This is a genomic window from Vibrio profundi (genome assembly GCF_043642225.1).
Lineage (GTDB): Bacteria > Pseudomonadota > Gammaproteobacteria > Enterobacterales > Vibrionaceae > Vibrio > Vibrio profundi_A.
In genome coordinates this window covers 207,159-226,536 of record NZ_JBHZSF010000005.1, presented here as the reverse complement: position 1 = coordinate 226,536, position 19,378 = coordinate 207,159, and the positions used below count along the sequence as shown (strand labels likewise).

General features: G+C 43.0%; 20 protein-coding genes and 1 other annotated feature. Of the genes, 7 read left to right on the top strand and 13 right to left on the bottom strand.

All coding sequences use genetic code 11. The features are described from left to right. The first annotated feature begins 106 nt into the window (after positions 1–106). Complete coding sequence (gene fldB, locus ACHUFI_RS10760) at positions 107–628, top strand: flavodoxin FldB (RefSeq protein ID WP_394248973.1); 522 nt, start codon at positions 107–109, stop codon at positions 626–628. A gap of 79 nt (positions 629–707) precedes the next feature. Here the strand turns inward: fldB and brnQ are convergent, their stop codons facing one another. After that, positions 708–2,021 carry a branched-chain amino acid transport system II carrier protein gene (gene brnQ / locus ACHUFI_RS10755; RefSeq protein WP_394248971.1) on the bottom strand — a complete coding sequence of 438 codons (1,314 nt, stop codon included), beginning with the start codon at positions 2,019–2,021 and terminating at the stop codon, positions 708–710. A gap of 316 nt (positions 2,022–2,337) precedes the next feature. On the opposite strand from brnQ, the gene ACHUFI_RS10750 reads away from it, so the two are divergent. Beyond that, positions 2,338–3,057 (top strand): tRNA1(Val) (adenine(37)-N6)-methyltransferase, encoded by a 720-nt coding sequence (locus ACHUFI_RS10750; RefSeq protein ID WP_394248969.1) that lies wholly within the window; start codon positions 2,338–2,340, stop codon positions 3,055–3,057. Positions 3,058–3,164: 107 nt separating this feature from the next. Continuing rightward, positions 3,165–4,400, top strand: coding sequence for an ATP-dependent RNA helicase SrmB (srmB, locus tag ACHUFI_RS10745; RefSeq protein ID WP_394248967.1), 1,236 nt, complete (start codon positions 3,165–3,167; stop codon positions 4,398–4,400). A gap of 78 nt (positions 4,401–4,478) precedes the next feature. Here the strand turns inward: srmB and yaaA are convergent, their stop codons facing one another. Then, a complete protein-coding gene (gene yaaA / locus ACHUFI_RS10740; RefSeq protein ID WP_394248965.1) occupies positions 4,479–5,255 on the bottom strand; it encodes a peroxide stress protein YaaA in 777 nt (258 codons plus the stop codon). 270 nt (positions 5,256–5,525) lie between these two features. After that, on the bottom strand, positions 5,526–6,953 hold the full coding sequence (locus tag ACHUFI_RS10735; RefSeq protein ID WP_394248963.1) for an alanine/glycine:cation symporter family protein: 1,428 nt from the start codon (positions 6,951–6,953) through the stop codon (positions 5,526–5,528). A gap of 711 nt (positions 6,954–7,664) precedes the next feature. Here ACHUFI_RS10735 and ACHUFI_RS10730 point away from each other — a divergent pair. Next, a complete protein-coding gene (locus ACHUFI_RS10730) occupies positions 7,665–7,850 on the top strand; it encodes a DUF3545 family protein (RefSeq protein WP_394248961.1) in 186 nt (61 codons plus the stop codon). Between the two features lie 55 nt (positions 7,851–7,905). Here the strand turns inward: ACHUFI_RS10730 and ACHUFI_RS10725 are convergent, their stop codons facing one another. The 4 genes from ACHUFI_RS10725 to nfo all read right to left on the bottom strand — a co-directional run bounded on the left by ACHUFI_RS10725 (position 7,906) and on the right by nfo (position 10,375). After that, complete coding sequence (locus tag ACHUFI_RS10725; protein ID WP_394248959.1) at positions 7,906–8,457, bottom strand: hemerythrin domain-containing protein; 552 nt, start codon at positions 8,455–8,457, stop codon at positions 7,906–7,908. Between the two features lie 81 nt (positions 8,458–8,538). Beyond that, positions 8,539–9,225: a uracil-DNA glycosylase gene (ung, locus tag ACHUFI_RS10720; protein WP_394248957.1), complete on the bottom strand. Its 687-nt coding sequence runs from the start codon at positions 9,223–9,225 to the stop codon at positions 8,539–8,541. Positions 9,226–9,290: 65 nt separating this feature from the next. Beyond that, positions 9,291–9,416, bottom strand: a complete 126-nt coding sequence (locus ACHUFI_RS10715; protein WP_394248955.1) for a hypothetical protein — start codon at positions 9,414–9,416, stop codon at positions 9,291–9,293. Positions 9,417–9,493: 77 nt separating this feature from the next. After that, on the bottom strand, positions 9,494–10,375 hold the full coding sequence (nfo, locus tag ACHUFI_RS10710; RefSeq protein WP_394248953.1) for a deoxyribonuclease IV: 882 nt from the start codon (positions 10,373–10,375) through the stop codon (positions 9,494–9,496). 325 nt (positions 10,376–10,700) lie between these two features. Between nfo and grcA the strand changes: the two genes are divergently transcribed. Beyond that, entirely contained in the window at positions 10,701–11,078 is a 378-nt protein-coding gene (gene grcA / locus ACHUFI_RS10705) for an autonomous glycyl radical cofactor GrcA (protein ID WP_394248951.1), read from the top strand. 107 nt (positions 11,079–11,185) lie between these two features. Here grcA and thrC read toward each other — a convergent pair whose 3' ends face one another. Genes thrC through thrA form a run of 3 tightly spaced genes read right to left on the bottom strand, consistent with a single transcriptional unit; the run spans position 11,186 to position 15,898 of the window. Continuing rightward, positions 11,186–12,469: a threonine synthase gene (thrC, locus tag ACHUFI_RS10700; protein WP_394248949.1), complete on the bottom strand. Its 1,284-nt coding sequence runs from the start codon at positions 12,467–12,469 to the stop codon at positions 11,186–11,188. Further along, positions 12,466–13,422 (bottom strand): homoserine kinase, encoded by a 957-nt coding sequence (gene thrB, locus ACHUFI_RS10695; RefSeq protein ID WP_394249072.1) that lies wholly within the window; start codon positions 13,420–13,422, stop codon positions 12,466–12,468. Before thrB ends, thrC begins: the two co-directional genes overlap by 4 nt. A gap of 16 nt (positions 13,423–13,438) precedes the next feature. Further along, complete coding sequence (gene thrA, locus ACHUFI_RS10690; protein WP_394248947.1) at positions 13,439–15,898, bottom strand: bifunctional aspartate kinase/homoserine dehydrogenase I; 2,460 nt, start codon at positions 15,896–15,898, stop codon at positions 13,439–13,441. 30 nt (positions 15,899–15,928) lie between these two features. Continuing rightward, positions 15,929–16,047 (bottom strand) — a sequence feature (Thr leader region). A 337-nt stretch (positions 16,048–16,384) separates the two neighbouring features. Here thrA and ACHUFI_RS10685 point away from each other — a divergent pair. Next, positions 16,385–16,849 (top strand): ribonuclease regulator, encoded by a 465-nt coding sequence (locus ACHUFI_RS10685; RefSeq protein WP_394248945.1) that lies wholly within the window; start codon positions 16,385–16,387, stop codon positions 16,847–16,849. On the opposite strand, the gene ACHUFI_RS10680 is transcribed toward ACHUFI_RS10685, so the two are convergent. Together ACHUFI_RS10680 and ACHUFI_RS10675 are read right to left on the bottom strand one after the other, a co-directional pair. Continuing rightward, on the bottom strand, positions 16,846–17,328 hold the full coding sequence (locus tag ACHUFI_RS10680) for a putative 4-hydroxy-4-methyl-2-oxoglutarate aldolase (RefSeq protein ID WP_394248943.1): 483 nt from the start codon (positions 17,326–17,328) through the stop codon (positions 16,846–16,848). The two genes, ACHUFI_RS10685 and ACHUFI_RS10680, sit on opposite strands and share 4 nt — an antisense overlap. A 96-nt stretch (positions 17,329–17,424) precedes the next feature. Beyond that, complete coding sequence (locus ACHUFI_RS10675; protein ID WP_394248941.1) at positions 17,425–17,817, bottom strand: DUF3293 domain-containing protein; 393 nt, start codon at positions 17,815–17,817, stop codon at positions 17,425–17,427. Positions 17,818–18,144: 327 nt separating this feature from the next. Between ACHUFI_RS10675 and arcA the strand changes: the two genes are divergently transcribed. After that, on the top strand, positions 18,145–18,861 hold the full coding sequence (gene arcA, locus ACHUFI_RS10670) for a two-component system response regulator ArcA (RefSeq protein ID WP_394248939.1): 717 nt from the start codon (positions 18,145–18,147) through the stop codon (positions 18,859–18,861). Between the two features lie 72 nt (positions 18,862–18,933). Here arcA and ACHUFI_RS10665 read toward each other — a convergent pair whose 3' ends face one another. Continuing rightward, the gene (locus ACHUFI_RS10665; protein WP_394248937.1) at positions 18,934–19,374 is read right to left on the bottom strand and encodes a hypothetical protein; all 441 of its coding nucleotides are present in this window, start codon (positions 19,372–19,374) and stop codon (positions 18,934–18,936) included. Between the last annotated feature and the right edge of the window lie 4 nt (positions 19,375–19,378).

Here is a 19,378-nt window from a genome sequence, read left to right as displayed (position 1 = left end):
ACACCATTGATTGCCATAAAAATTACGAGTTGAGTGGATAATCGCTGCAATCAAAAGCAATTTATGGTTAGAATTCGCCATCCCCAAATAAAACCGAACATATGCTATGAAAATTGGATTATTTTACGGCTCTACTACCTGCTATACCGAAATGGCAGCAGAAAAAATTCGCGCGATGATTGGCGAAGAACTTGTCGATATTCATAACGTAAAGGAAACCCCATTATCGTTAATGGCAGATTACGACTTGCTGCTATTAGGCATTTCCACATGGGACTTTGGTGAAATTCAGGAAGACTGGAATGAGGCTTGGGAAAATATCGCCACTACACCAGTTAAAGGAAAAACTTTCGCCCTGTTTGGTTTAGGTGATCAAGAAGGTTATGGCGAATGGTTTCTTGACGCGATGGGGCTGCTGCACGATGAACTAAAAACAGCAGGCGCTGAACCAATTGGTTACTGGCCGAATGATGATAGCTACGAATTTGAAGCCTCTAAAGCCCTCACAGAAGATCAATCACAATTCGTCGGTTTGGCTCTAGATGAAGATTCACAATATGAGCTCAGCGACGAGCGTATTGAAGCTTGGGTGGAACAAGTACTCGTTGAGTACCACGACAAACTCTAATTCAGCCAGCTCTTTCAAAGACAAATAAAAAGGCCTCGTCATATGACGAGGCCTTTTTATTATTCAAGCAAGCAATACATTAAGCCGCTTCTTCTGTCATCACATCTTTCGTCGATTTACCGATGAACAGCATACAAACCATTGCAGTTGCTGTTGGTAACAACCAACCCATGCCGATCTCAAACAACGGCAGCATGTTTAGAGCAGACACATCAACACCCGCCACTTTAGCTGCATCAATCAGAGCAAACAGTAATGAAGCCAAAATAACTACGCGGTATGCCACACGAGGATTTGGCAACTTCTTGCGAATGAAAGTAAGTGCGACTAGGGCAATTGCTACTGGGTAAAGTGCAAATAACACAGGAACAGACAGTGCGATAAGTTGAGCTAAGCCCACATTCGCAACCGTTGCACATGCGACACCATTAATGAGCACCCAAGTTTTGTATGACAAAGGAGTCAAAGAGCTGAAGTAATCTGAACACGCTGAAATCAGACCAATTGCAGTCGTTAAACATGCCAGTAAAACAATAACCGACAATACGATCTGACCTGAAGGGCCAAATAGTGACTGAACATACAGGCTTAACACTACACCGCCATTGTCCGCACCTGCCGCGACCGTTGCGCTAGTCGCACCAAGATAAAACAGTGAAATATAAACGAAAGCTAAGCCCGCTGCCGCGATACAACCTGCGCTGATCAGGTATTTAGTTGTGGCAGCTCGATCGGTAATACCTTTGCTGCGGATTGCATCAACAATCAACATACCGAACATCAATGAACCAAACGTGTCCATGGTGTTGTAGCCTTCAAGGAAACCCTTCGTCAACGGCTGAGTCAGGTAATCGCCTTGCGCTGCAATCATTTCGCCTTGTGGGTTAAAGAAGACCGCGATAGCAAGAATGACAAGACCAACAAACAGTAAAGGCGTCAAAACTTTACCAATAATGTCGATAAGCTTGCCTTGAGACCACGCAAAGAACATCGCAATAGCAAAGAAAGCAATAGAGAATATCGTTAGGTGAGCTTGAACGGCATCGATGAAGAACGGTTTCACCGCCATTTCGTAAGCAACCAAACCGGTACGAGGTGCAGCAAAAGCAGGGCCAATAATAATAAATATCAGAACCGCCATGATTGTTGCAGCTTGTTTAGGCAGATCTTTTGTTAAATGCCCCCAAGTACCACCAGCAACAGCAATAGCAACGATAGTAATAAGAGGTAGACCTACTGCTGTTAATAAAAAGCCAGACATTGCTGGGAACAAATGGTCACCGGCCAATTGACCAGCTAGTGGTGGAAAAATAATGTTTCCTGCACCTAAGAAAAACGCAAAAAGCATAAAGCCCAATGCAATTATATCTGTTAGTTTTAGAGTCTGTTTCACAGATAACCCTTAATTATATTTTTGGAATTTAAGTCGTGTTTGCATGAATGCTCAAGTTAAAAACTGTGCACTCACTCTATAAAATAGTCGCGCATAATGACGAAAGGCTCACCAATTCGCAAGGCGAGAGAAAAAAACACTATATTAATTTGCACATTTAACAAATAACCAGTTCAAATCACCAGATTAATAAAAATAACCAAAACTATACACTAGCGATTAGCGTTAACAGATAACCTACAAGCAGAGTATTTATCCAAACAAATCGTTAACAATAGATGTAAAAACTTATATTTAGAACAAAGTTAGAACAATCATGAAAAGTAGCACATTAAAGACCAAGAGCTTCAAATTTAAACGCTTTGCTATCGAAGGTGGTCAAAGCGGCATGCCTGTGAGTACAGACGGCGTGTTGCTCGGAGCTTGGGCTCAATTCCCTCATGCCAACAACATCTTAGATATCGGCACGGGGACTGGGCTACTTGCCTTAATGGCAGCGCAACGATTCGCTGATATCGACATACAAACTATTGATATAAATCAGCACGCCGCAGAAGCAGCCTTATTCAATTTTCAACAATCTCCGTGGACTGCTCGACTTCATCTAATACAAGGGGACGTGCTCTCCCATCCTTTCAAGGAGAAGTTTGCAGGCATTATCTGTAACCCTCCCTATTTCAACAATGGCGAGCAAGCAAAGCATCAACAAAGAGCCACCGCTCGGCATACCGACACATTAAGTCATCAAGCTCTGATTGACCGCTGCTCAGCCATCACTACCGAAACAGCGACGGCCAGCTTTATTTTGCCGATTACCGAAGGCGAATCCTTCATCGAAATCGCCTTGCAATCTGGTTGGTTTCTATCTCGCCGACTGGATGTAAAGCCAACGGACAGCAAACCAGTAAGCCGAGTCGTATTTGAATTGACTAAACAACCGCAAGAAACTCAATACGATCAACTCACCATTCGTCATAAAGCCGACTATAGCGATGAATTTATTGCGCTAACTAAAGATTTTTATCTGAAGATGTAGAAATACCATGTGATCCTAATCACTAATGCTTCTATAATGGCCGACTACTCTTTTTTATCTTCTGCTACTTGATGCAGAAAACATTTATTGCTTGTGGAGAAACAACAGTGATCAGAACCTTTGCAGAACTCGATCTAGAACAAGAGCTGCTAAAAGCAATTGACGAAATGGGCTACGAGCGCCCAACACAGGTACAAGCTGAAGCAATCCCACAAGCGTTAGATGGAAGAGACGTTTTGGCTTCCGCGCCAACAGGTACAGGCAAAACCGCATCTTTCGTTCTACCTGCGCTGCAATACTTACTGGATTTCCCACGTAAGAAAGCAGGCCCTGCACGTATGCTGATCCTGACGCCAACGCGTGAGCTAGCGATGCAGATCACCGATCAAGCCCGTGAACTGGCTAAGTACACCAGCTTAAACATCTTCACCATTACTGGTGGTGTGATGTACCAAGAGCACGCAGACATCCTTGGTACCACTCAAGATATCGTGGTTGCAACTCCAGGCCGCCTAATGGAGTACATTGAAGCTGAACGCTTTGATTGTCGTGCGATTGAATGGCTTATCCTAGATGAAGCAGACCGCATGCTAGACATGGGTTTTGGCCCTGTCGTTGACCGACTGTCTGCCGAGTGTCGCTGGCGTAAACAAACTTTACTATTCTCAGCAACGCTAGAAGGTAAAGGCGTAGAAGGCTTCACTGAAGATCTTCTAAAGAACCCAGCAGAAATCAACGCGCAATCGTCACTGCGTGAACGTAAAAAAATCACTCAGTGGTATCACCGTGCAGATACAGCCGATCATAAACTGGATCTGCTTAAGCACATTATCACCGAGCAAGCAGAGCGCACGATCGTATTCTTAAAAACTCGCGAACGTTTAGGTGAGCTACGCGCTCAACTGGAAAGTGCGCAAATCCCTTGTGCGTGGATCCAAGGTGAAATGCCTCAAGACCGCCGTAACAATGCGATTGCTCGTTTCCGTGATGGCACAGTGAATGTACTATTAGCCACTGACGTTGCCGCTCGTGGTATCGACCTTCCAGATGTCAGCCACGTGATCAACTACGATATGCCGCGTACTGCAGATGTGTACTTACACCGTATCGGCCGTACGGCTCGTGCAGGTAAGAAAGGTAATGCGATTTCAATCATTGAAGCGCATGACCAGCCGATGATCGAACGTGTGGCTCGTTACACGAAAGAAAGCATCAAAGAGCGCTTCATCGAAGGCATGCGTCCAACGCACAAAAAACCTGTCTTCAAGAAAAAGAAGAAAGTAAAAAAAGACGACAAAAAGTCCGCTGCGTCTAAAAAGAAAGCCGCTAAGAAAAAGAAGTAATCCCTTCTGAAGATCAAAAAAACCGATGCGAATGCATCGGTTTTTTATTGTTATCTAAGTCTATAATCACGTTCGTGGTTAAGCTTGTTCTTCACGTTTGAAAACTAATTCTTTCGCATTCGACTCTTCTTCAACAAAGTAGTAACCCGCGGTATCAAATTTCGTTAACGCTTCAATCGAGTCAACTTTGTTCTCAATGATGTAGCGGGCCATCATGCCACGCGCTTTCTTCGCGTAGAAACTGATCACCTTGTACTGGCCATTCTTACAATCTTTGAATACAGGCGTAATGACTTGCCCGTCTAAATTCTTTGGCTTCACCGCTTTGAAGTATTCGTTCGATGCTAGGTTGATCAACACATTGTCGCCTTGAGCGTTCAGTGCTTCATTCAGCTTGTCTGTGATGATGTTACCCCAGAATTGGTATAGGTTAGTACCACGAGCATTTGCGAGACGTGTTCCCATTTCTAAGCGGTATGGCTGCATCAAATCCAAAGGCTTCAACAAGCCGTAAAGACCGGAAAGCATACGTAAATGGCTTTGCGCATAATCAAAGTCTTCTTCTGTCAGAGACTCTGCATCTAACCCTGTGTATACATCACCTTTAAACGCTAGAATCGCTTGGCGAGCATTCTCTTGAGTAAAGGTTTCGCTCCACTGTTCGAATCGAGCCACATTCAGCCCTGCGATTTTATCACTCACTTTCATCAGCGCCGAAACATCTGCCGGAGTCAGTTTACGGCACTCTTCAATGAGCTCAGCTGAATGCTCAACAAATTCAGGCTGACTAAAGCGTTCTGTTGCTAAAGGAGATTCGTAATCTAGTGTTTTTGCGGGAGAAACGACAACTAACATAACTTTGATCCTATTCATTAACACCAGTTGAATCCGCACCTTCAGCGGCAAAGCTTCGCGAAGTGCAGTTTCAGTTGGTGTTCAATAATTGAAACTTGAGAATAGCGTTAGAGTATCGAAAAAACATCAACTTGTCTTTATGACTCTCCCTATTACTTCCATAGGTAAACATCCAACTTCACTCAACAACAAAAAAGGCCAAGGTAAAATACCTTGGCCTTTGAAATGCTTCTGAAGCTTGGCTTCAACGTCAGCTTTGGGGGATGAAACTTACTTCTTCGTGTTATCCCAAATACCGTCTTCTAACTGAGACTTAAGCTCAGGGAAGTCATTCGAATCAAACGTTGGCACTTTGCCTGCGTCTAATTGACGGTTGTAGTCTTTAGCAAGCTTAATCACGATGCCGGATAGCAGGATAATTGCCACCAAGTTCACAATCGCCATCAAACCCATTGATACGTCAGCTAACGCCCAAACGGTTGGCAGTGTTGCTAAAGAACCGAACATCACCATGCCTAGTACAACAACACGGAACAGCACTAGGCCTTTCTTATTATTGTGCTCTAGGAAGATAAGGTTTGTTTCAGCGTAAGAGTAGTTCGCAATGATAGAAGTAAACGCGAAGAAGAAAATCGCTACCGCTACAAAGATACCACCCCAATCACCAACTTGTGCTGTTAACGCGCGCTGAGTCAGTTCAATACCTGTGATTTCACCATGTGGCACATATTCACCAGACATCAAGATGATCGCAACAGTCGCAGAACAGATAACAATAGTATCGACGAATACACCTAGCATTTGAACGTAACCTTGCGACGCTGGGTGCGGCGGGTAAGGTGTCGCGGATGCCGCAGCGTTTGGCGCAGAACCCATACCAGCTTCGTTCGAGAATAGACCACGTTTAATACCGTTGATCATTGCTTGTGCGATTGCGTAGCCTAAGCCACCCGCCGCAGCTTCTTGCAAGCCGAATGCACTCTTGAAGATAAGCGCTAATACATCTGGCACTTTCTCAATGTTCATGAACATTACGAAGATAGCAATCGCAAGGTAAGCAAGTGCCATAACAGGAACGATAAGTTCAGCTGTACGAGCGATCTTACGGATACCACCAAAAATAACGAAAGCAGAGATGATTACGATAGCGACGCCAACATAGCTGCGTTCAAAATCAAACGCGGTATTCATTGCGCTTGCGATTGCATTCGCTTGAACCGCGTTGAATACAAGACCGAATGCGATGATTAGGAAGATAGAGAATAGAACCCCCATCCAACGCATACCAAGGCCTTTCTCCATGTAGTAAGCAGGGCCGCCACGGTAGTTACCGTCGTTATCGCGTGTTTTGTATAGCTGAGCTAGCGTACTTTCGGCAAAAGAGGTTGCCATACCTAGCATCGCAATTAACCACATCCAGAAAATCGCACCTGGGCCACCAGCGGTAAGTGCGACTGCAACACCCGCCATGTTACCTGTACCTACACGCGCAGCAAGACTAGTACAAAGAGCTTGGAAAGAAGAGATACCAGCGTTGTCTGCTTTACGGCTGTTCTTTAGAACAGAGAACATATGGCCAAAGTGGCGGAATTGAATGAAGCCTAGTCTTACAGTGAAGTAAATACCTACACCAACTAGTAAATAAACTAAGATTGATCCCCAAAGAAGATCATTCATTAAATTAATTAAATCTGTCACGTGAACCTCGTATTGAGTTTAAGCACTGATCATGCATCCGAGCCCTCCTCTAAATTGCCAATGCCAGTGTCAATGTTGTGTCGGCATTTGTTATATCGTGTTATTTGTGCAATTTAGATTGTAAATTGTCGCCTCATGCGTCCATTTTACGTATCAGTGTATTTTTTGACGGGCGGATAATGCAGCGAGTCGAAGTAAAAATCAATATGCACCAGATATCATTACAATGCTATTTTTCACTAATAAATGACTATTTGTTAACATAAAACGCAACAACACCTACAACAAAAAGACACATAAGCCAGACATTTCCACAACATCCCATTCCTTCGCCTATCAATATAAACAGCATCTAACGAATAGGGCGTAAACCTAGGTTCTATAAGGTACGGTGAACTTAAAGGCAATATTCCAATGCCAAGTTACTATCAGCAATTTGCACAGAGTATGAGTATGATTGCATTGTGACTAAAATGCTATTCCCACCCCGTGCCTTATTAACATTCTCAATGCTGCAATTTGATCGTTTTCTTATGTTTGTTTGCGCAATAATTAACCACACCTCATGCTAAATAACGTGACCACCTGCTGAAAATACACACAAAACCTTCATGGTATTGAAACAAATGAGAAACAAATCAAAGTTATCGTTGAAGAAAATATGGTACTAAATGAATCGAAACGAACCGCAAACATGGAAAGGGGTCGCTTATGGAAAGCTTTCAATTTGATGAAATCGCAGAGCTAGATGCACCAAGAGCACAAAGAAGTCGTTCTAAACCGGTTAAACGTAAGTGGCGAGAAATAGAAGAGATCAACGATCGTCGTCGCTTACAAAAAGAACTCATGGACTTAGATTTAGATGCCGATTTCGGTATCGAAGACATTAAGCTCTAAATCAGAGAACAAAAAAAGGCACGGTATCGTGCCTTTTCTATTTATATATCAGTGCTCAAACACACTCTTTTGCACTTTGCCGTATCCTTTCAGCCAGCTGCTTATATTCTTCCGCAATCGTATCGCCAAACACCGGGTCATCTTCAGGTTGAGCCCATTGAGATTCCACTTCCTGCCAATCTTCGACAGTAAATGCATCAACAATGAGCGGAAGGATGTACCTTTCTTCTAGCTCTAAATGGCGCTTTTGCATTTGAATGAAGTCATCGAGCTTTTCAATGAACACCTCTTGAGGAACAACCGCATCTTGCAAAATCATTTCTACCACTAACAGAAACTGAGCCGTTCTATCAGACAGAGTTCGATGCTCAGCCTCAAGGTTATCAATCGATTGTTGTTCACCATACTTTTTCAAGTAGTGGTGATAAATAATATCTTCTTTAGGATGGTGCACTTTCTCTGAATGACTAATAAGATAACTAACAATCTCTTTGACTAAACCATAGTTAATCTCTTGTTCACGATTCAGTTGAGCAAGTTTACCTTTCAATATAGAGAGTAATTGCACCATGTAGCCGTGCTCGCGCCTGATCCTTTCAATCATCATTGTGTCGACCTCCATTTCACCTACTTTTTATAAGTGTATAGGGTCATTCACCTATAAGCCTTGATCCTGGTCGAAAAACAATCAATTATCGACTTCAAGCGGCAAATGCCAATGAATAGGGTTTAGCCCTTGAGCCATTAATGCTTCATTTACCTTGGAAAAATGCCTGCACCCGAAAAAACCGCGCCTAGCGGAAAGAGGCGAAGGATGCGGGGATGAGAATACAATGTGTCTATTCGAATCAATCGCAGCCCCTTTTTTCTGGGCATGTGCTCCCCACAGCAAAAATATGACAGGAGATTCCCTTTGATTGAGCTTATCGATCACCGAGTCAGTGAATTGCTCCCATCCACTCTTGGCATGAGAATGCGCTTTTCCTTCCTCTACCGTTAACACAGTATTTAATAATAAGACGCCTTGTTCCGCCCAGCTTTGTAAGTAACCATGAGATGGTGTTTCAAAGCCTTCAATATCTTGAGTCAGTTCTTTATAGATATTGCGTAACGATGGCGGGATCTTAATACCTGGGAGCACAGAAAAAGACAAACCGTGTGCTTGGTTTGGCCCATGGTAAGGGTCTTGCCCTAATATCACGACCCTAACATCTTCATAAGCGGTACTAGAAAATGCGCTAAACACATCTTTTTCAAGCGGATAAATTGGCTTACCAGAATTCCGCTCTTGCTCGACAAACTGCTGAGTTTTCTGAAAATAGGCTTTTTGCTGCTCTTCTTTAATAAAGAGCGCCCAAGTAGACGATGCGTTCATGTGCTCCTCCTAAAATCTTCTTCGCGTAGTGTACCCGATATATGAAGATTTCAGGAGGGATACTACTAAGCACTTTTTTGTGGCGTACGGTAATGACCGTGACTGTGGATGTGTCGATTAGGTACAGGTAAACGACCTGATGCCGATGCCCCGCTTACACTCGCGAGTTTTATTGAAGTGGAATTGAACATACCCTCTCCTTAGTACAGTAGGTAGCGTTGTCTACTGTACTAATGAAAGAAAGATGCCAAGTTTTGTCTAAGGAGTATTAGTCCGTTGAATTATCATGAAACTTTCTTAACGCGTTAATTTCATCTTTCCATTTTTCTGGCTTTATTGTCTCTAAAATCAAAGGGATACCATTAAAACGTTCATCCGACGCAATATATTCAAAGCAATCCCAACCAATTTCCCCTTCACCTAATGCATGGTGGCGATCAACTCTACTTGCAAATTCTGCTTTAGAATCATTGATGTGCATTGCTCTTAGATAGTGCATACCGACCACTTCATCGAATTCTTCAAAGGTCGACTGACACGCTTCTTTAGTTCTCAAGTCATAACCAGCGGTAAAGGTGTGGCAAGTGTCGAGACACACGCCGACACGTGACTTATCTTCAACTTGATCAATGATTTCCGCTAAATGTTCAAACCTCCAGCCTAGATTAGTCCCTTGGCCTGAGGTGTTCTCGATGACAGCGGTGACGTTCGGCACTGCTTTGTGAGCTAAGTTGATCGACTCTGCGATACGAGCTAAGCAGTCAGATTCTGAAATTTTCTTTAAATGACTCCCAGGATGAAAGTTCAGCAGCGTGAGACCAAGTTGGTTACAGCGCTCCATTTCATCAATAAAAGCGGCTCGTGATTTTTCCAATTTCTCGATTTCAGGAGCCCCTAGATTAATCAAATAAGAATCGTGAGGTAAAATGTGTTCAGCACCAAAACCAAGCATTTTGCAATTAGCTTTAAACGCACTAATGGTTTTTTCCTCTAATGGCTTAGCAGCCCACTGCCTTTGGTTCTTTGTAAATAGTGCAAACGCGTTTGCTCCTATTTCTCGAGCACGCATTGGAGCTTGATCAACGCCTCCCGCCGCAGACACATGAGCACCGATAAATTTTTGGTTATTCGAAGAAAAATTGTTTGTCATTAAATCACTTTGCACTTTCAGGATAAGCACCATATTTAGTATTAGAATAGGTGTCAGTTCAATAAACTAGTTAATTTTGTAGTAAACTTACAACAAAACCATCTGTTAAATAATTTTTATAGTTTAAAATATTTTGTAATCACATTGTTTTTAAAGGTTTTATTGATTTAACTCAATAAAATTACCATTAAAAAATTAAGGTTTTTGATTGTTTTTTGACTTAAATCAAGACTATCATGGCGACAGCTAGGTATATATTAACCTGTTCAACAAAATTCGAAAGTTAACACCATAACAATCCACATTAGTGGACTAGGAGATAGTGATGATTCAAGGTATTCAAATTACAAAAGCAGCAAACGACGACCTACTAAACTCAATCTGGCTACTAGATAGCGAGAAGAACGAAGCTCGTTGTGTGGTTGCTACAACTGGTTATGAAGCGGATCAAGTGATCACAGCTTCAGACCTAGGTGAATATGAAAGCCGTGAAGTAGCAATTGAAACTGCACCACGTATCGAAGGCGGTCAGCACTTAAACGTGAACGTTCTAAAACGTGAAACTCTTGAAGATGCAGTAGCACACCCAGAGAAGTACCCACAACTAACAATCCGTGTTTCTGGCTATGCGGTTCGTTTCAACTCTCTAACGACTGAACAGCAACGTGACGTTATCGCACGTACGTTCACTGAGTCTCTATAATTTAGATTGCTCATTCAGCAACGGCTGAAAACAAATACAAAAAAACGGCGCTCTATGAGCGCCGTTTTTATATCTAAAATGAGGATAGCTGGCCATCCCATATTGAACTATTTTTGAACGCGGCGAAGTACTTCTTTCAGTGCGTCAAAGTCATTCGATAAGTTTTCAGACAACAATTCCATCGCAGCGTGCTTCGCTAGCGGGCCAGGAAGATCGATATCTGAACCAAGAATGTCATCAACGACTTCTTTGAACTTCGCAGGGTGAGCCGTACATAGGAATAAGCCAGTTTCGCCATCTTGCAACTGTTCGTCTAATAGACGGTAAGCAATCGCACCATGCGGTTCACACAAGTAACCTTGTGCTTTTAGGTCGCGTACTGATTCAGCACTCTGCTCATCAGATACCTTACCTTTACCTAATGTATCTAAGCCCCAACCTTTCAACTGACATAACTCTTCAATGCGTGGCCAGTTATTTGGCTGACTAACATCCATTGCATTCGAAGTAGTAGCAACGGTTGGTTTCGGATCCCATTTACCGGTTTCTAAGTAACGTGGAACCGTATCATTTTCATTGGTTGCTGCAATAAAGCGCTTAATTGGTAAGCCAAGTGCTTTTGCTAAAAGACCAGCAGTTAAGTTACCGAAGTTACCACTTGGCACTGAAATTACTAGGTTTTCACGTTGCTCTTTCGAAAGCTGAGAAGCTGCTTCGAAGTAGTAACAAATCTGAGCCATCAAGCGGCTAATGTTGATTGAGTTTGCTGAGTTAAGACCAATCTCTTCACGTAACGCCGCATCATCGAACGCTTGCTTGACTAGTGCCTGACACGCATCAAAGTCACCATCGATAGCGACTGTGTGAATATTCTTACCAAGCGTACAGAATAGCTTTTCCTGAAGCGGGCTGATCTTCCCGTTCGGGTAAAGGATCACAACATTAATGTCTTCCATACCATAGAAAGCATGCGCCACTGCCGCGCCAGTATCACCTGATGTCGCCGTAAGGATAGTGATCTTACCGCCATCTGAAACCGCTGCTAAAGATTGCGCCATAAAACGGCCGCCAAAATCTTTAAATGCTAACGTAGGACCATGGAATAACTCTAGTGCGTATACGCCATCTTTTACTTTGTTGATCGGCGCTGGGAATTGGAATGCAGCATCAACTAATTGATTCACTTGCTCTGCAGGTAGTTCATCACCAATCAGTGCCGATAAAATTTTGCCACTACGAGTAACAAAGTCTTCCGCTAATAGCGCATCGATATCATCGAACTTCGGCAGTTCCGATGGGAAAAATAGACCTTGGTTACGACCTAGCCCTTGGCGCACGGCTTGGCCAAAAGATACTTGTTCGTCATTTTCTTTGATGTTGTACAGCTTCATAGCTCACTTCCTGTAACGATCGAACCTTGCTTGTCTAGGCGACAAACGTGAACGAATCCTTCTTCATTTTGTACGTAATTTTGTTCTAACCAGCGTGCTACACGCTCAGCGACATCTTTTTCTTTGCAAATGCTAAATAGAGTTGGACCGCTACCTGAAATACCAGTTGCGAGTGCCCCTGCTGAAGCGGCGTATTTACGCGCGTCAGCAAACCCTGGAAGCAGTTTCTCACGATATGGTTCTGCGATCACGTCTTTGATCATTTTAGCTGCTAGTTCAGGTTGACCTGAATGGCATGCATGGATAAATCCAGCTAAATGACGACCGTGCGCGATCACGTCTTGGCGACGATATTGAGAAGGTAAAATTTCACGAGCTTCGGCGGTTGATACCTTAATGCCCGGATATGCCATGACCCAATACCAATCATCAAAACAAGGTACTTCTTGGCTAATAATGCCCAGCTCTTCTAACATCAGCTGCAAGCCACCTAAGTAGCATGGGGCAACATTGTCATAGTGGATGCCACCGGAGATTTGGCCTTCCATCTCTCCCATTAAGGCGAGCAGTTCCATCTCATCCAGAGGTTGACCATGGAAACGGTTAAGCGCATCTAACGCCGCAACGATAGAACACGCACTAGAACCTAACCCAGAACCGATTGGCATGTTCTTTTCTAGTGTCATTTCTAGCGGCTTTAGTTCAACCCCTTTCTTGGCGAGTTCGCGAGAAAACACGACCCAACAATCGTAAACAATGTTTTCTTTCGCTTCTTTTGGAAGCTTAGATACAAAGCTCCCAGCAGTTTTCAAAGTGAAGGCTTCATTACCGGCCTTCACTAACACTCGGTCACCTAATAGCGTTCCGTCTACAGGGGAAACCGCAGCACCGAGCACATCGAAGCCTACACTTACATTACCTATCGATGCAGGCGCGTAAACTACAACATCCATATCACTTGAACTCATTTTAAACCCCTAACTTCCAACCAAGAGTACGCATAACATCAGAGAATACACCCGCAGCGGTTACTTCCGTACCCGCACCGTATCCACGTAGGACAAGTGGGATCGGTTGGTAATAACGGCTGTAGAATGCTAACGCATTTTCACCATCTTTGATCTTAAACATTGGGTCATCGCCATCTACCGCAGCGATACGCACCTTACATTTACCATCCGCAATTTCACCAACGTAACGCAATACCTTGCCTTCTTCAGCGGCAATAGCTGATTGCTCTTGGAAGTACGCATCCGCTTCAGGCAAACGGGCCATAAATTCTTCAACACTACCTGAATCATCAAAACCAGGTGGCAGCGCTTGATCCACTTCCACATCTTCCAATTCAAGAGCCATACCCGCTTCACGAGCTAAGATAAGAAGCTTACGAGCCACATCCATACCAGATAGGTCATCACGTGGATCTGGTTCTGTAAATCCATTGTCTTTAGCGATATTTGTCGCTTGGCTTAACGTCATACCTTCATCCAACTTACCGAAGATGTATGACAGTGAACCAGAAAGAATACCGTTGAATTTCTCGAGTTCATCACCCGCCGAAATCAGATTTTGTAGGTTCTCAATAACCGGTAGACCAGCACCCACTGTTGTTTCGTACATCAACTTACGACGAGAGCTGCGCGCAACCTCTCTAAGTTGGTGATAGTAAGCCATGCTAGCCGTATTCGCTTTCTTATTTGGCGTCACTACATGGAAGCCTGCAGCAAGGAAGTCCGCATATTGATTTGCGATAGCTTCACTTGAAGTACAGTCTACTAGCACTGGGTTGATGATATGGTTGCGCTGAACCAATGCAACGAGTCGAGCTAGGCTGAAATCTTCTGTTGCATCAGCCATACGATCACGCCACTGCTCGAGCGGTAAACCTTCACTATCAAGTAGTAGCCCTTTACTGTTTGCTAGTCCACAAACTCGGATAACGATGCCTTTTTCAGCCAATTTCCCTTGCTGACGTTTGATCTGATCAACAAGTTCACCACCAACACCGCCAACACCAACCACAAAGACATCAAGGAAGTGCTTCGAGTTAAATAGGTTTTCATGACAAGCTTTAATGGCTTCTGAAATTTTATCTTCTGGGATTACCGCTGAGATAGCACGCTCTGAAGAGCCTTGAGCAATCGCAACAATGTTGACATTCACTTCAGCTAAAGAGGCGAAGAATTGGGAAGCAACACCGCGAGAAGTACGCATGCCATCACCTACCAGCGTGACGATAGCGACGTCATCCATGAACTCAACAGGTTCAAGCAAGCCGTCTTTAAGCTCTAGCTCAAAGGATTCCGACAGCACTTGCTGAGCTTTGGCTTTATCTGCAGATTCAATACAGAAACTGATGCTGTATTCAGATGAAGATTGAGTAATTAAAACAATAGATACGCCCGCAGAAGACATCGCGCCGAATACACGGCTAGCCATGCCAACCATACCTTTCATACCAGGGCCAGATACGTTGACCATTGTTAGGTCGCTTAGTGTCGTGATGCCTTTGATCGCTAGGTTATCTTCACCAGTGTCTTGGCCAATCAAAGTGCCCGCACCTTGTGGATTAAAGCTATTTTTAATCAAACATGGGATGTGGAATTGCGCAATTGGAGCGATAGTTTTTGGGTGAAGAACAGAAGCACCGAAGTACGACAACTCCATTGCTTCTTGATAGCTGAGTGATTTAAGCAGGCGAGCATCATCCACTAGACGAGGGTCACAGTTGTAAACACCGTCAACATCCGTCCAGATTTCGCAACAATCAGCACGTAAACAGGCTGCCAATACTGCCGCAGAGTAGTCTGAGCCGTTACGACCTAATGTCACCAACTCGCCTTTTGCATTACCCGCAGTAAAACCAGGCATGATATTCACATGGCCTTCAGGTAACGGAGATTGGCGGAAGTTCTGTGTAGAAACCTCAACATCCACCATTGCTTCAAGATGATCACCTTGAGCATACAGATACTGGATAGGATCAATCAGGCTCGCGGCTTGACCTTTTGCTTCTAAAACAGCCTTCATCAACTGAATAGATACTCGCTCACCCTTACTAATTATGCGAGCGTTAACATTGTTAGGGCACATGCCTAATAGGTTAATTCCATGTACGAATTGGCGAAGTTGAGAAAGTGATGTTTTTACTTGGTTATCAAAACCAGAGCCATCAATGTTGGGTAATACCGCTTTAATGCCTGAAAACAGTTCTTTAAATGACGACTCCAATTCACTTATTTGTAATTCAGCCTCGCCATTTCTCAAAGCACCATCGATAACAGCAACTAACTTATTTGTTGTCTTACCAGGTGCCGACAATACTACTGCTACTTCTTCCTGCTGTGCATTATTAGCAATGATATCTGCCGCTCGTAAAAAACGGTCTGCATCTGCTAATGATGAACCTCCAAATTTAAGAACTCGCATCCCTTCCTCCATAAATCATAAAAATTGGTACAAAAAAAGGCCTGTATCTTGTGGGATACAGGCCTTTTCTTTTAAATCCGTTACTTAGCAGCCTGCCCCAACAATTGTAATGTCGGTAATAATAATGGTTGTGGTCATTACTAGGTGGCGAGTGTTCTGCATAATAATATTTTTTCAATTCTTTGCGTTTGCTTATCTCTACGTGTATCAATTTTTAGTAGGTCACGTCAATGAAAAGTTAATTTTTTTTCACATTCAGGCGATTTTTAGAAGTAAAGCGCCATTAAATAGCAATAAGTGTAGATTTTCATTCCTTGAGAACATTAATCAAACAACTTTGAAAGTCATACAGTTACCAAATAAGCATCTAGACTCTTATGGTTTAATAACCATTTGCTATAACATTAATGCAGCAATAAGCATTTTTATGTGCTTTAATTATTCTCGCTAAACAATAATTAATAATAACGATCCAAGGAGTGGGTTATGGGAAGACTACTGTATCTTTTTTCCTTAGTCGTGCCCGCTATTTGCCAAGCAAACTCCCTCCCTGAACTGCCTTCTCAAACCAAAGAGTCCGCGCACAGCTTTTTCATTTCAAGTCAGCCTACCGCCTCAGATGACAGTTTTGATATATGGAAAATCGATGGTGGGTATTCATATAACGTTTTCAAAAGCGTTGACCTTTATGTCGGGGCACGAGTGAACAACTCTACAATAGGAAATGAAAACGGCTTTCTAAGCGGTGTTAGCTATCAAATATCAGACAAGCTTTCATTGAACAGTACTGTACATACATATACTTATGAAAACGGTGACGAGAAGAACAGCTCTGTGGCGGCGGAAGTCTCAAGTCGAATGAAACTCACCGATAATTTAGATATTCATGCCACTCTTGACTATGAAAAGTGGCAACAAGGTATTGAGGTAGGGCTAGGTTTTCGCTTCTAGTTGATTAGCTTATACGCTGATAACAAAACACCATTCCAATCTGCGTAAATATAATCCCCAGGCTGTACAAGTTGATTGTGGATCGACAGAGTCACATTCACATCTCCAGCACCACGCTTCTCAGTTTTAAATGGGCATGCGCCTAAAGCCTGAACTCCGAGATCCATTTGAGACATCATCCCAACATCACGAATCGCTCCATTAACAATAACCCCTTCCCAGCCATTCTCTATTGCTAGAATAGCCAGCTGATCACCAAGTAGGGCTTTCTGACAAGAGCCATGACCATCGACCACTAACACTTTTCCTTTACCATCAGATTCCAGCATCTCTCGCACTTTAGAGTTATCGTGATAACAACGAACAGTAACGATCTCCCCCCAAAATGCCCCTTTTTGACCAAAGGTTTGTAACGGTAGGTTAAGCAAAGTAACTTGCTCTTCAAACTGGTCACACAAATCCGGTGTTATGTCTTGCATATTTCCTCCATGAGATAAGAGCCGCACAGTTTCCATTGACGCGCTCTTAATACTTCTCTGTGTAGATAGTTATAAAAATTCTTTATTCTCATACCGTTAGCTAACGAGACGAGATTGAAACTCTCCTAAACACTCATACTGATTATGCGCTAAGCACGAATGTAAAAATAATTGATTGCCGGACACACGGTAGATGGCATTTTGTTCAAACTTCCTAGCCGTTGTGATGGCTTGTTCTAACTCCATCACAACGGCGTAGCTTTCTTCACACCAAGTGAAACTTTCATCCCCCACGATACCTTGCGTCAATTCATGTTCTTGTAAGTCTGTGAGAAGTAATTGGTTCTTCGTTTTATTCTCTTCTATAGACAGTATGGCACTTCTTGGGTTCCAAGCGGTGATTATTATGAAAGAGTGTTGGTTAGGTAACTCTTTAAAATCAAAAAAAGAAGCTGCATAAGCATGCCAAAGATTCGAGTCTATAATCAAATTAGTACCAGTTATATTTGTATTTATACTATTAGAGTTTGTTACATTTCAGCAATTGATATAAATCAACAAAGTGAATGGAATTAACATTCTCGCATTGTTAGCAAGCTGTTAAGATTATAGAATTCTCAGCAATTACTAACGGAATAATAAAGGGCGTACTCGGAATTACGTTTTCAGGCAGAGCTTCAAGGATGGCGGATAGCTGAAGTAAGTGTTTTTTTGAAAACTTTGAGTTATTATCAAAATTACATTACCTGTATGTTATGTTTTTGCCTAGAATTTATTCTATTAGCACAGTTTCGTCACAAATTTAGGTACCGCCAAATGCAAACCCCGCAGATTCTCATCGTTGAAGATGAGCAAGTAACGCGTAACACTCTTAAGAGTATTTTTGAAGCAGAGGGATATGCTGTTTTTGAGGCCAGCGATGGTGAAGAGATGCACCAAGTGCTATCTGACAACCAAGTTAACTTGGTAATCATGGATATCAACCTTCCTGGTAAGAATGGTCTATTACTGGCTCGTGAACTACGTGAGCAAGCAAACGTAGCCCTAATGTTCTTAACTGGCCGTGATAACGAAGTTGATAAAATCCTTGGTCTAGAAATTGGTGCTGATGATTACATCACTAAGCCATTTAACCCACGTGAACTGACTATCCGCGCACGTAACCTTCTTAACCGTTCAATGAGCACAAGCACAGTGACGGAAGAAAAACGTAGCGTTGAAAAATATGAGTTCAACGGCTGGGTTCTAGATATCAATAGCCGTTCTCTTGTAAGCCCTGATGGCGAAGGTTACAAACTGCCACGTTCTGAGTTCCGTGCTTTACTTCACTTCTGTGAAAACCCAGGCAAGATCCAAACTCGTGCAGACCTTCTTAAGAAGATGACTGGTCGTGAGCTTAAGCCACATGACCGTACTGTAGACGTCACTATCCGTCGTATTCGTAAGCACTTTGAATCAGTGTCTGGTACTCCAGAAATCATTGCAACGATTCATGGTGAAGGCTACCGCTTTTGTGGTGACCTAGAAGAGTAGTCTTCAAGTTAAAATAGAAAGGGTGATGCTTTTGGCATCACCCTTTTTTGTTGCAAGGAAAATACTGGAAAGTTAGTAGACAGAGTCGACTTTCACTTCATTCTCAACCAACCATTGAGATTGCCCTGCTTGCTCAACTTCAACCGCGACATCAACAACCAGATCGGCATCAACATCCAATTGCCATACGAAAGCCACTTCCCACTGCGTTTCACTGTGTGTACGCAAGTCTAGCGCTTCCCCATCAACAATCCATGTATTCTCGCCTTGCTTAAGAGAAACACTTTTAACGGTAAGGTCAGCAGGAAGGTCCGAGTCGGACTCTAAGTAAAGAGCGCCATGTAAGTTATGTTCTTGCTCTTCACCTATGGTCGGCATTTTGTTTAGCCACAAGTTGCTTTTCAAAGTTACAGTCGATTGAGAAACTTCAATTTGACTATCTTGGTCCCAGCTAACGTTTGTTGTCGAGCAGCCAGCTAAAGCAAGCACGCACGCTAATGCAATTTTCTTCATTCGA